Below are 11,400 nucleotides of genomic sequence, written 5' to 3'. Positions count from 1 at the left end.
GCACGATGGCGGGAAACGCCGTGGATCGCGTGGCGCGTCGGCTTGGCTTACGCGTAGTGTGCGTTTTTCTGGCCGATCGCGCCTATGAAAGTAACGGGCTGTTGGTCAGCCGCGCCAAGCCGGGCGCGGTCATTCACGATACCGAACAGGTCAAAGCGCGGGTGCGCCGACTGCTGACGGAAGGCACGATTGAGAGCATTGATGGCGACACGCTGACGCTCGACGTCTCCTCGATTCTGGTGCACGGTGATACGCCGGAGGCGATCGAGATGGTCAAAACGCTGCGCGCGACGATTGAAGAAACCGGCCTGCGTATTGCGCCGGTATCAGAGCAAATTCGCCAGCAGAGCTGGGAGCAAACCTCGTTATAAGTCGTCCTTATCGCCTCAAACCGTTTATGTCTTATACCTGCTTGTCTTTACTGGATAGAGTCGAAAAAAAGGGCCGGTCTCCCGCACAGGGAGGCCCTGCCGTTGATCAGGAGAGTTGAAATGCCGTTTTCAGATTACAAAACCGCGCTGGTGACCGGCGCATCCGCCGGGATGGGCGAAGCGATTGTCGAACGTTTGTGTCAGGAAGGGCTGACGGTCCATGCCGTGGCTCGCCGCGAGGAACAACTGGCGGCGCTGGCCGCTCGTACCGGCTGTATCCCCCATGCTATCGACGTCAGCGATACGGATGCGCTTACGCGCCTGTGCAGTGACATTCAGGTCGACGTGCTGGTGAACAACGCGGGCGTTTCCCGCCCTGGCTCGATTCTGGATGCCGATGCAGAGGCGATCGACACGCAGGTGGATGTCAATCTGCGGGCGGTGCTGCACCTCTGTCGACTGCTGGTGCCGGGCATGAAGGCGCGGGACTGCGGACACGTCATCAACGTCACCTCTATCGCCGCGATTTATAACTTCAACGGCAACTCCATTTATCACGCGACCAAAGCGGGCGTCCATGCCCTGTCTCGCCAGCTGCGGGTGGATTGCTACGGCAAGCGGGTGCGCGTAACGGAACTGTGTCCCGGCCGCGTCGCGACCGATATTTTCGGCAACGTGACGGGCGATCAGGAAGGCGCGCGCCGCCGTTTTATCGACGGTTTCGAGCTGCCGCAGCCGAAGGATATTGCCGATACGGTGGCGTTTGTGATTGCCGCGCCGGTCGCCGTGAACATCGGCCATATCGAAATCATGCCTACGCTACAGGTGCCGGGTGGCCTTTCGACCATGCGGCCGGACGAGTCCGTAGAGTAATCGCTGAGAAGCGCTGAGGGGGACTAAACGATGACGCTCGATTTTTCCGCTGTATTCACCGGTCAATTTGGATCGATGATCGTCGAGGGGGCCATAGTTACCCTGAAGCTGGCATTAGGGTCCTGGCTGCTGGCCATGACGCTGGCGCTGCTGTTGGTCGTGATCCGCCTGACGCATAAACGCACGGCGGTTTTCCTGGTGGCGGCCTACGTGTCTTACCATCGTAACGTGCCGACGCTGATTCAGCTGATGATGTGGTACTTCGCGATCCCCACGCTGCTGCCGGAGTCGGTGCAGATGTGGATCAACGACTTCAACGCGGAGTTCCTGTTCTCGATGTTTGCGCTGGGTCTGTGCCAGGCCGCTTATTTCTCCGAGGATATCCGCAGCGGGCTGCGGGCGATCCCGGATGGGCAGAACGAGGCGGCGCGCGCGCTGGGCATGAGTTACGGCCGCGCGATGCGGCTGGTTATCTTGCCGCAGGGGCTGCGTAATTCACTGCCGTCGTTAATCAACCACACCGTGCTGCTGTTCAAGAACACCAGCCTGGCGATGGTCATCGGCGTCGCGGAGCTGACTTACGTCACCCGCGACATCGAAAACCAGACGTTCCGCACCTTCGAGTCCTATCTGGTGGCCTCCGTAGGCTATTTGATCTTCTCTTTGCTGCTGATGGGGGCTGGCGCGCTGCTGGCTCGCCATTTCCAGCGCGTCTATGCGAGGTAATCCCGTGGCCGATATCTTCACGATTTTGCACGACAACGGGATGCTGTTTCTGATGGGGCAGTATCCGAATGGCCCCCTCGGCGGCGTGCTGTGTACGTTACTGATCTCCGTGCTGGCGATGCTGTTCGCTTTCCCGGTCGGCATGCTGCTCGGCATGGCGCGCATTTCCCCTTTCCGCTGGTTACGCTGGCCAGCGGCCTGCTGGGTCTACGCGTTGCGCGGCATTCCGCTGCTCATGGTGGTGTTCTGGACCTACTTCTGCATCCCTTTGCTGATCGGCCATAACATTAGCGGATTCGCGACCATGCTGTGTACGCTGGTGATTTACGAAAGCGCCTACATCGCCGAGATCATTCGCGGCGGCATTCAGGCGCTGCCGTCCGGGCAGTACGAAGCCTCGCGCGCGTTGGGCATGAGTTACATCAAAACCTTCCGCATGGTGATCCTGCCGCAGGCGCTCTACAACACGTTGCCCAGTCTGGTGAGCCAGTTGGTTTCCATCATCAAGGACAGCACGCTGGGCTACGTGATCAACGTGCCGGAACTGACCTTTGCCGCCAATCAGGTCAACAACCAACTGTTGACCAAGCCGTTTCAGGTGTTCGCGATTGTAGCGCTGAGCTACTACGTCATTTGCTTCAGTCTGACCTGGCTGGCTAACCGGCTGGAAGCGCACGTGGCGCGCAAGCGGCGTAATGAAAACCCCGCAGGCACGCCGGCCGAGAAAACCGAATTATTGACCGAAACACCGTCGCTATAAGGAATGCATGATGAGACCGATGATTATGTTTAACCGGGTCAGCAAATGGTATGGCGATTATCAGGCGTTGACCGATTTGAATGCTGAGATCAAAAGCGGCGAGGTCGTGGTGGTTTGCGGACCGTCGGGGTCCGGCAAGTCGACGCTGATTCGGACGGTCAACCGTCTGGAGCCGATTGAAAAAGGGCAAATCCTGTTCGACGGTATCGATATTCACGGCACCAGCACCCGGCTCAACCAACTGCGCACGCGCATTGGCTTTGTGTTCCAGAACTTCAATCTGTTCCCGCACGTCTCGGTGATGGACAACATCATGATGTCGCCGGTGAAGGTGTTGGGCGTCAAACGTTCTGAAGCGCGCAAGCATGCGGGCGAACTGCTGGAGCGCGTAGGATTGTCCCACAAGGCCAACGCCTATCCGGCGCAGCTTTCCGGCGGTCAGCAGCAACGCGTGGCGATAGCCCGCGCGCTGGCGATGAAGCCGCCGGTGATGCTGTTCGATGAGCCGACCTCGGCGCTGGACCCGGAGATGGTGGGGGAAGTGCTGAACGTGATGCGCGGGTTGGCGCAGGAAGGCATGACGATGATGTGCGTGACGCATGAGATGAATTTCGCCCGTGAAGTGGCGGACACCGTCTGGTTCATGGATCAGGGGCAGATTCTGGAGAAAGCCGCGCCTGAAAACTTCTTCCGATCGCCGCAGCATCCGCGTGCGCAGCGTTTTCTGAGCGATCTGCGTCAGCACTAAGGTTTGCCGTGACACCACATTGCGCCGTCGCAGGTTAAAGCGACGGCGCGATCTTGTTGCTTCTTTCAATTCCGCGCTTTCCCGGTGCTGCCCGCGTTGCGCTGTTTATGTCGCCGCGCGGGCGTTGTGCCATTTCACTACCGTTTTTGCTGCGAATCTTTTTGCATATCGTCCAACGCGATATTCAATTCCAATACGTTGACCGTGGGTTCGCCCATAAAATAAGGCCGAGGCTGCTGTGTGTGAGCAATGATCAGCCAGCGTACGTCGTCTTCCGACAGATGTCGGGCCGCCGCGATGCGAGGCACCTGCCACTGCGCGGCCGGAGGCGATATATGCGGGTCCAGGCCGCTGCCGGAAGCGGTGACCAGCTCGACGGGAACGGGACCGAGCGCCTGCGGATTGGCGGCGCGCAGATCAGCCACGCGCTGTTTGATGGCTTCGTCCTGAGCCGGATTGCTCGCCGCCAGATTGCTGCCGGAAGAGGCCAGCGCGTTATACGGCGTGTCGGCGGTCGCCGACGGACGGCCGTGGAAATAGTCCGCCCGCGTGAAGTACTGGCCGATCAGCGCTGAGCCGCGAAGCTGTCCATCGCGTTCGATCAGCGACCCGCCAGCCGTGTCGGGAAAGGCCCACTGAGATAACGACGTCGTCAACAGCGGATAGGCGGCTCCGGTAATGACGGCCAGCAGGATAAACAGGGAAATCGTAGGACGTATCAGGTTCATACTTTGGCTCCTCAGCCCAGACCCAGAATGGTCAACAGCATGTCGATCAGTTTGATGCCGATAAACGGCGCTGCCAGTCCGCCCGCGCCATAAATCCACAGGTTACGGCTTAACAGCGACGCCGCGGACATGGGGCGGTAGCGAACGCCTTTGAGCGCCAGCGGGATCAACAGCACAATAATCAGCGCGTTGAAGATCACGGCGGACAGGATGGCCGAGTTCGGTGAGTGCAGATGCATCACGTTCAGCTTGTCGAGCTGCGGGTAGGTTGCCGCAAACGCCGCTGGGATAATGGCGAAATACTTGGCCACGTCGTTGGCGATACTGAAGGTGGTCAGCGATCCCCGCGTCATCAGCATCTGTTTACCGATGCGCACGACCTCCAGCAGTTTGGTGGGGTTGGAGTCCAAATCCACCATATTGCCCGCTTCCTTGGCCGCCTGCGTCCCCGAGTTCATCGCCACCGCCACATCGGCCTGCGCCAGCGCGGGCGCATCGTTGGTGCCGTCGCCGGTCATGGCGACCATGCGGCCTTCAGCCTGATACTGGCGGATCAGGGCCAGTTTGGCTTCCGGCGTCGCCTCCGACAGAAAGTCATCCACCCCGGCTTCGGCGGCGATGGCGGCCGCCGTCAGCGGGTTATCGCCGGTGACCATCACGGTTTTGATCCCCATCCGGCGCAGCTCGGCAAAGCGCTCTCTGATACCGCCTTTGACGATATCTTTCAGCGCTACGACCCCCATCACGGCGTTATTCTCCGCGACGATCAGCGGCGTTCCGCCGGAGCGCGCCACCGACTCTACCAGCGCGTTCACCGCTGCCGGGAACTGTCCGCCGTTGCTTTCAACGTGACGGCGAATGGCGTCGGCCGCGCCTTTACGTAACATCTTCGGGCCGATATTCACGCCGCTCATGCGGGTCTGCGCGGTGAAAGGGATGAAGGTGGCGTTCAGGCTCTGTAGGTCGCGTTCGCGCAGGTTGAACTTCTGTTTAGCCAGCACCACGATGCTGCGGCCTTCCGGGGTTTCATCCGCCAGCGACGCCAGCTGAGCGGCGTTCGCCAGCGCGTCCTCCGTGATGCCGGGGGCGGGCAGAAACTGGCTGGCCTGACGGTTACCCAACGTGATGGTGCCGGTTTTATCCAGCAGCAGGACATCGACATCCCCCGCAGCTTCTACCGCGCGTCCGCTGGTGGCGATCACATTGGCGGCCAGCATCCGGCTCATCCCCGCAATCCCAATCGCCGACAGCAATGCGCCGATGGTGGTGGGGATCAGGCAGACCAGCAGGGCCACCAGCACGATGACGCTGACCGGCGAGCCGCTCCAGGCTGAGAAGGGGTACAGCGTCGCAGTCGCCAGCAGAAAGACGATGGTCAGCGCGATCAGCAGGATGGAAAGCGCGATCTCGTTGGGCGTTTTACGGCGCTTGGCCCCTTCGACCATCGCGATCATGCGATCCAGAAAGGTTTCGCCGGGGTTGACGCTGCACTGGATCACCAGCCAGTCGGAGAGGATGCGCGTTCCGCCCGTGACGGAGGCGAAATCACCCCCGGCTTCGCGGATCACCGGCGCAGATTCGCCGGTGATGGCGCTTTCATCCACGGAGGCGCCGCCCGCCAGCACTTCGCCGTCGCAGGGGATGATATCGCCAGCTTCCACCAGCACCCAATCGCCTTTTCGCAGGCTTTCGGCGGCGACCTGCTGGTTCTGCGCGTCGTGTTTCGGCTCCGCCAGTTTCTTCGCCCAGCTGGTGCGTTTGATGCCTTTCAGACTTTCAGCCTGAGCTTTGCTGCGGCCCTCGGCCAGCGCTTCGGCGTAGTTGGCGAACAGCACGGTGAACCACAGCCACAGGCTGATCGCCGCGGTAAACGTCAGTTCCCCCGTCAGCCAATCCATGCCTATACCGACGGCCAGCAGCGTCGCCAGAATACTGCCCAGGAAGACGACGAACATCACCGGATTGCGGTATTGCATCCGAGGGTCCAGCTTCCTGAATGACTCGACCAGCGCGGCGCACCACAGCGTGTTGCGCGGCTGGGAAAGCGTGTTATGTCCCATAAAATGTGTCTCCGGCAATGAATAATGCCATTACTGCAGATGTTCGATAATGGGCCCTAAGGCCAGCGATGGAATGAACGTCAGCGCCCCGACCAGCATTACGATGCCGATAATCAGCCCGACAAACAGCGCGCCGTGGGTCGGCAGCGTCCCGACGCTGGCGGGTTGCGTAGGACGACTCGCCAGCGATCCGGCGATCGCCAGGACCGGGATAATGGGGGCAAATCGACCTATCAGCATGGCGGCGCCCAGCAACAGGTTATAAAACGGCGTGTTCGCGGACAGTCCGGCGAACGCGCTGCCGTTATTGTTGGCGGCGGACGTGAGCGCATACAGCACTTCGGTAAAGCCGTGCGGTCCGGGGTTCAATATCCCGGCTTTACCGGCATCGGTCATCATGGCCAACGCCGTGCCGAGCAGGACCAGCGTCGGGGCGATCAGGATGGCGAGCGCCGTCATTTTCATTTCCGGTACGCCGATTTTTTTCCCCAGATACTCCGGCGTGCGACCGATCATCAGTCCGGCGACGAATACCGCCAGCATGACGTTCATCAGCATGCCGTACAGGCCGGAGCCCACGCCGCCGAAGACCACTTCGCCGATCTGCATCAGCCACAGCGGCACCATTCCGCCCAGCGCGGTGAAGGAGTCGTGCATCGCATTGACCGCGCCGCACGAGGCCGCCGTCGTAATGACCGCGAACAACGCAGATTGCAGGATGCCGAAGCGGCTCTCTTTGCCTTCCCAGTTCAGCACGCTGTCCGCACCATAGGCGGCCAGATGCGGGTTGCCGTCGACTTCAGCTCTCATGACCACGGCCGCGGCGACCACAAACATAATCAGCATCGCCCACAGCACGGTGTGTCCTTGTCGGGTATCGCGGATTGCCCGGCCAAATGCCAGACACAACGCGGCGGGGATCAGGAACATCGCCAGCATCTGCACGAAGTTGGTCAGCGCTGTCGGGTTCTCGAATGGATGCGCCGAGTTGGCGTTAAACAGCCCTCCGCCGTTGATGCCGATCATTTTGATGGCTTCCTGCGAGGCGATGGGCCCCATCGGCAGCGTTTGCTGCACGCCTTCCAGCGTAGTGAAGGTCAGATAAGGGCTGAGGGTTTGCGGCACGCCCTGGCTGACCATCAACAGCGCCACCAGTAAAGACAGCGGCAGCAGCACGAACAGGGTGGTCCGCGTCAGGTCGCGCCAGGCGTTGCCCAGCTTGTCGGTCGCATGGCGGGCGAACCCGCGAATTAGTGCGAACAGCACCGCGAAACCGGTCGCCGCCGACAGGAAGTTCTGCACGGTCAGCCCCATCATCGTGCTGAAGTTGCTGATGGTGCTTTCACCGGCGTAAGACTGCCAGTTAGTGTTGCTGACGAAACTGATGGCGGTATTCAGCGCCAGATGCCAGGACAGCCCCGGCAACCCCTGCGGATTGAGCGGCAGCGATCCCTGCAGCATCAGGATGGCGAACAGCACGATGATGCCGAGCAGGTTGAACGCCAGCACCGCCGCCAGATATTGACGCCAGTTCATGTCGCCGTCCGAGATGCCGCACAGTCGCCAAACCCCACGCTCAAGCCACGCCGTTCCCGGCAGCGCTCTATCGTGAATGAGTCCCGTCAGCAGGCGTCCCAGCGGCTGGGCCAATATCAGCAGCGCCGTCAGATAGACGGCGAGGAGTAAAACAGCGTCGGCGGCCATCACAGCTCCTCCGCATTAAACAGGGCGTAAAACAGGTAGCCTAGTAATAAAAAGACCAGCACGATGCCGGCGATGATTCCTGCGCTCACGGTGATTCTCCAGGTGTGAAGGGAATACGGAGGAGCGTAGAGAAAGGGAAATAAAAATGTCGTCAAATTGCGGAGGGGCGGTATAAAAATTTTGTATAAATGGAACGAAAACTCGTCGATATCGGGCTTGTTTGGGCGCGGGATGCGTTATTGGTGATGTCCGTCAGGTGATATGCCGTGTCGTTTTACAGCGGAGCGGCTTAACGGTATTGGTCTCAGGTTAAGACCTGTCACGTTCGTCACATTTAGGAAGATGACGCTTTCATGTGAGCGTGAGAAAAACATCTATCGTCGTGTTTGCTGCTACCGTGATTGCTATTTTACACGCTATAGGCGTTCACTTTGGATTTAACGTCGATAGCGTGTAAATCTTGTTTTACCTGCTAGGGCGTGTAATATTTAATTTACCGCCTGTAACCGGTAGAGAAAAAATGAAAGTCACTAATACCAAACAGCTTAGCGCCCATTTAAAAGATATCCGTATTACGCAGAAGCTTTCACAAGGGAAAGTCGCCAGTAAAGTGGGCATCCGGCAGGATACGATATCCAACTTCGAACAGCATCCTGACTCCACCAAGCTGGAAACCTTCTTTAAAATCCTGTCGGCATTGAACTTAGAACTCACCGTTTCCCCCAGGAATGCGGATGCTGCCGATAATGAAGCTTCTATCGCAACATCATCCTGGAAGGAAGAGTGGTGATGGCTGCGCTTGATGTTTATATGAATGGCTACCGGGTGGGGGTTTTTACCAAAACAGGTAGTGGGGCGCATCATTTTTCTTATGATGAAAACTGGCTGGGTTTATCGGGTAGCCGCCCCATCTCGCTTTCTATGCCATTACGTCATCAGCCCTATAAAGGTGATGAAGTTTATAACTTTTTTGACAATTTACTGCCGGATAATTCGGATATCAGAAGACGCATTGTCGCCAGACATCATGCTGATTCCACCCAGCCATTTGATCTGTTGGCTAAAGTGGGACAAGACAGCGTTGGTGCATTGCAGTTAGTGCCGCAGGGAACGCCTATTCGGGATATAAAAACTATAGAATATAAAAACTTATCAGAGCGGCAACTTGAAAGCATACTGGCGGGATACCAGTCTGATATCCCTCTGGGGATGATTGATTCAGAAGACGATTTTCGTATCTCCATCGCTGGGGCGCAGGAAAAAACGGCCTTGCTCTATCGGGATGGCGGCTGGTGTCTGCCCCTCAATACCACGCCGACTACCCACATCATTAAGTTGCCGATTGGTAAAATCGAAAGTCACTCATACTCCATTGATATGTCCGACAGCGTTGAAAATGAGTACCTGTGTATGCTTATTGCCAACGCGTTCGGATTGCCGGTGCCGCGTTGCTTTATGATCTCCGCAGGCAAGATAAAAGCACTGGCGGTAGAACGTTTCGATCGCAAATATTCCTCGGATGGTCGTTGGATTATGCGGCTACCACAGGAGGATTTTTGTCAGGTACTGAATATTTCCTCCGCAAGAAAATACGAAAATCATGGTGGGCCCGGTATCGCTGCCATTATGTCGGTTCTGTTAGGTGCGGCTGACCCTGAAAGGGATCGCTATTGCTTTATGAAGGCTCAGGTACTGTTTTGGCTCTTGGCCGCAACGGATGGACATGCGAAAAACTTCTCGCTGTTTATCGACGCGCAGGGCGGATATCGGCTTACGCCTTACTATGACATCCTGTCTATGTATCCGGCGATTGGTGGTCGGGGAATTGACCGCAGAGATGCCAAACTGGCCATGGGACTGACCGGGTCAAGAGGCAAGAAATGTGCGATTGAGCAGATTTTTCCACGGCACTTTTTCGCTACGGCGGAGACCGTTGGGTTCGCCAGAGAGTCGATGGAAAGCATTCTGACCGAGTTCGCACAGTCGATGGATGCTGTGATTGCGAAAGTCAGAAACCAACTTCCTGTGGGTTTTCCAGCGCCCATTCGTGATGCTATTTTGGACGGAATGCGGGCGAAGGCGAGTCGATTAACGTCAGGATGGGGTTAAGGCTGCCCTCTGTTCCGCGAATGGTGCTAGGGAATAACGCTTTCCCAACATCGAGCTGCAAACAGAATCACGGGCGTCATCATGACGGTCCTGAATGGAGGTTATGCTAATAAAAAATCCCGCATAACAGGCTGCTATGCGGGATGTGTGGAAGTGAGTGGACGCTTACAGACTCAGCGTTACTTGCCGATGCAGAAGCTGGAGAATATGCGGCCCAATAAGTCGTCGGAGGTAAATTCCCCCGTGATCTCGCTGAGCGCCTGTTGCGATAGCCGCAGTTCTTCTGCCAAAAGCTCGCCTGCGTAAGCGCTGACCAGCTGTTCTCGGCCTTGTTCCAGATGTTCGGCCGCGCATTCCAGCGCCTGCAGATGGCGGCGGCGGGCCAGAAAGCCGCTTTCGGTATTGCTGGTAAAGCCCATGCTCTCTTTCAAATGATTGCGCAGCAGGTCAATGCCTTCCCCAGTGCGCGCCGACAGTTTGATCAGCGAGTGGGTACTTACATCTTCGATACCTAGCGTTTCACCGGTGATATCCGCTTTGTTGCGCACCACGGTGATCGGCAACGTTTTTGGCAGGCGCGCCATAAACTCCGGCCAGATAGCGGCAGGTTCGCTGGCATCGGTGGTGGTGCCATCGACCATAAACAGCACTCGATCGGCCTGCTCGATTTCCTGCCAGGCGCGCTCTATGCCGATACGTTCCACCTCGTCGTTGGCATCGCGCAGACCGGCGGTATCGATGATATGTAGCGGCATGCCGTCGATATGAATATGTTCACGCAATACGTCGCGAGTGGTGCCTGCGATATCGGTGACGATAGCCGCTTCCCGGCCCGCCAGCGCATTCAGCAGGCTGGATTTACCTGCATTAGGACGACCGGCAATCACTACTTTCATCCCCTCGCGCAGCAGGCTTCCTTGTCGTGCCTCGGCTCGCACGCCGTTGAGATCGGCGATCACCGTGTTGAGCTGCGCTTCAATTTTGCCATCGGAAAGGAAATCGATTTCTTCATCCGGGAAATCAATCGCCGCTTCGACGTAGATACGAAGGTGGGTCAATGCTTCAACCAGCTGGTGAATACGGCTGGAGAAAACCCCCTGCAGGGAATTCACGGCGGAGCGCGCGGCCTGCTCGGAGCTGGCGTCGATCAGGTCGGCGATGGCTTCAGCCTGCGCCAAATCGAGCTTATCGTTCAGGAAGGCGCGTTCGGAGAACTCGCCGGGACGGGCGATGCGTACGCCCGGCAGCGTCAGGATCCGCTTCAATAGCAGGTCCAGAATCACCGCTGTCTCTTATACACATCTCCGAGCCCACGAGACTA

The 11,400-nt window shown here is 58.0% G+C and carries 11 protein-coding genes and 1 pseudogene; 7 read left to right on the top strand and 5 right to left on the bottom strand.

The window, feature by feature from the left end; all coding sequences use genetic code 11:
* From Q7O77_RS08915 to Q7O77_RS08895, 5 genes are all read left to right on the top strand, one after another.
* Positions 1 to 371 (top strand): LamB/YcsF family protein (locus tag Q7O77_RS08915; protein ID WP_304165938.1); only part of this gene is annotated, 371 nt, incomplete at its 5' end.
* Between the two features lie 120 nt (positions 372 to 491).
* The gene (locus Q7O77_RS08910) at positions 492 to 1,244 is read left to right on the top strand and encodes an SDR family oxidoreductase (RefSeq protein ID WP_304165936.1); all 753 of its coding nucleotides are present in this window, start codon (positions 492 to 494) and stop codon (positions 1,242 to 1,244) included.
* Positions 1,245 to 1,274: 30 nt separating this feature from the next.
* Positions 1,275 to 1,970, top strand: coding sequence for an amino acid ABC transporter permease (locus Q7O77_RS08905; RefSeq protein ID WP_304165933.1), 696 nt, complete (start codon positions 1,275 to 1,277; stop codon positions 1,968 to 1,970).
* 4 nt (positions 1,971 to 1,974) lie between these two features.
* Entirely contained in the window at positions 1,975 to 2,730 is a 756-nt protein-coding gene (locus tag Q7O77_RS08900; protein WP_304165931.1) for an amino acid ABC transporter permease, read from the top strand.
* Between the two features lie 10 nt (positions 2,731 to 2,740).
* Complete coding sequence (locus Q7O77_RS08895) at positions 2,741 to 3,478, top strand: amino acid ABC transporter ATP-binding protein (protein WP_304165928.1); 738 nt, start codon at positions 2,741 to 2,743, stop codon at positions 3,476 to 3,478.
* A 137-nt stretch (positions 3,479 to 3,615) separates the two neighbouring features.
* On the opposite strand, the gene kdpC is transcribed toward Q7O77_RS08895, so the two are convergent.
* From kdpC to kdpF, 4 genes are read right to left on the bottom strand one after another with little or no spacing between them, the layout of a single operon-like run.
* Complete coding sequence (kdpC, locus tag Q7O77_RS08890; RefSeq protein WP_304165925.1) at positions 3,616 to 4,206, bottom strand: potassium-transporting ATPase subunit KdpC; 591 nt, start codon at positions 4,204 to 4,206, stop codon at positions 3,616 to 3,618.
* Positions 4,207 to 4,217: 11 nt separating this feature from the next.
* Positions 4,218 to 6,266, bottom strand: coding sequence for a potassium-transporting ATPase subunit KdpB (gene kdpB, locus Q7O77_RS08885; RefSeq protein WP_304165922.1), 2,049 nt, complete (start codon positions 6,264 to 6,266; stop codon positions 4,218 to 4,220).
* Between the two features lie 30 nt (positions 6,267 to 6,296).
* Positions 6,297 to 7,970, bottom strand: coding sequence for a potassium-transporting ATPase subunit KdpA (gene kdpA, locus Q7O77_RS08880; RefSeq protein ID WP_304165917.1), 1,674 nt, complete (start codon positions 7,968 to 7,970; stop codon positions 6,297 to 6,299).
* On the bottom strand, positions 7,970 to 8,059 hold the full coding sequence (kdpF, locus tag Q7O77_RS08875; RefSeq protein ID WP_304165914.1) for a K(+)-transporting ATPase subunit F: 90 nt from the start codon (positions 8,057 to 8,059) through the stop codon (positions 7,970 to 7,972). Before kdpF ends, kdpA begins: the two co-directional genes overlap by 1 nt.
* A gap of 431 nt (positions 8,060 to 8,490) precedes the next feature.
* Here kdpF and Q7O77_RS08870 point away from each other — a divergent pair, with 431 nt between their 5' ends.
* Together Q7O77_RS08870 and Q7O77_RS08865 are read left to right on the top strand one after the other, a co-directional pair.
* A complete protein-coding gene (locus tag Q7O77_RS08870; protein WP_085650659.1) occupies positions 8,491 to 8,760 on the top strand; it encodes a helix-turn-helix domain-containing protein in 270 nt (89 codons plus the stop codon).
* Complete coding sequence (locus Q7O77_RS08865; protein ID WP_304165911.1) at positions 8,760 to 10,079, top strand: type II toxin-antitoxin system HipA family toxin; 1,320 nt, start codon at positions 8,760 to 8,762, stop codon at positions 10,077 to 10,079. The genes Q7O77_RS08870 and Q7O77_RS08865 overlap by 1 nt, the downstream gene beginning before the upstream one ends.
* A 179-nt stretch (positions 10,080 to 10,258) precedes the next feature.
* On the opposite strand, the pseudogene mnmE reads toward Q7O77_RS08865, so the two are convergent.
* Positions 10,259 to 11,362, bottom strand: a pseudogene (gene mnmE, locus Q7O77_RS08860) (tRNA uridine-5-carboxymethylaminomethyl(34) synthesis GTPase MnmE); the annotation flags it as partial.
* Between the last annotated feature and the right edge of the window lie 38 nt (positions 11,363 to 11,400).

The sequence above is a fragment of the Lonsdalea britannica genome, from assembly GCF_946477055.1.
Lineage (GTDB): Bacteria > Pseudomonadota > Gammaproteobacteria > Enterobacterales > Enterobacteriaceae > Lonsdalea > Lonsdalea britannica_A.
The sequence above is the reverse complement of the archived record's forward strand: the minus strand, read 5'-3'. Positions and strand labels throughout refer to the sequence as shown.

Coding starts and splice junctions, on each gene's coding strand:
- Q7O77_RS08905 (WP_304165933.1), top strand. CDS start 1,275: ATGACGCTCGATTTTTCCGCTGTATTCACCGGTCAATTTGGATCGATG.
- kdpC (WP_304165925.1), bottom strand. CDS start 4,206: ATGAACCTGATACGTCCTACGATTTCCCTGTTTATCCTGCTGGCCGTC.
- Q7O77_RS08865 (WP_304165911.1), top strand. CDS start 8,760: ATGGCTGCGCTTGATGTTTATATGAATGGCTACCGGGTGGGGGTTTTT.
- Q7O77_RS08895 (WP_304165928.1), top strand. CDS start 2,741: ATGAGACCGATGATTATGTTTAACCGGGTCAGCAAATGGTATGGCGAT.
- kdpA (WP_304165917.1), bottom strand. CDS start 7,970: ATGGCCGCCGACGCTGTTTTACTCCTCGCCGTCTATCTGACGGCGCTG.
- kdpB (WP_304165922.1), bottom strand. CDS start 6,266: ATGGGACATAACACGCTTTCCCAGCCGCGCAACACGCTGTGGTGCGCC.
- Q7O77_RS08910 (WP_304165936.1), top strand. CDS start 492: ATGCCGTTTTCAGATTACAAAACCGCGCTGGTGACCGGCGCATCCGCC.
- Q7O77_RS08870 (WP_085650659.1), top strand. CDS start 8,491: ATGAAAGTCACTAATACCAAACAGCTTAGCGCCCATTTAAAAGATATC.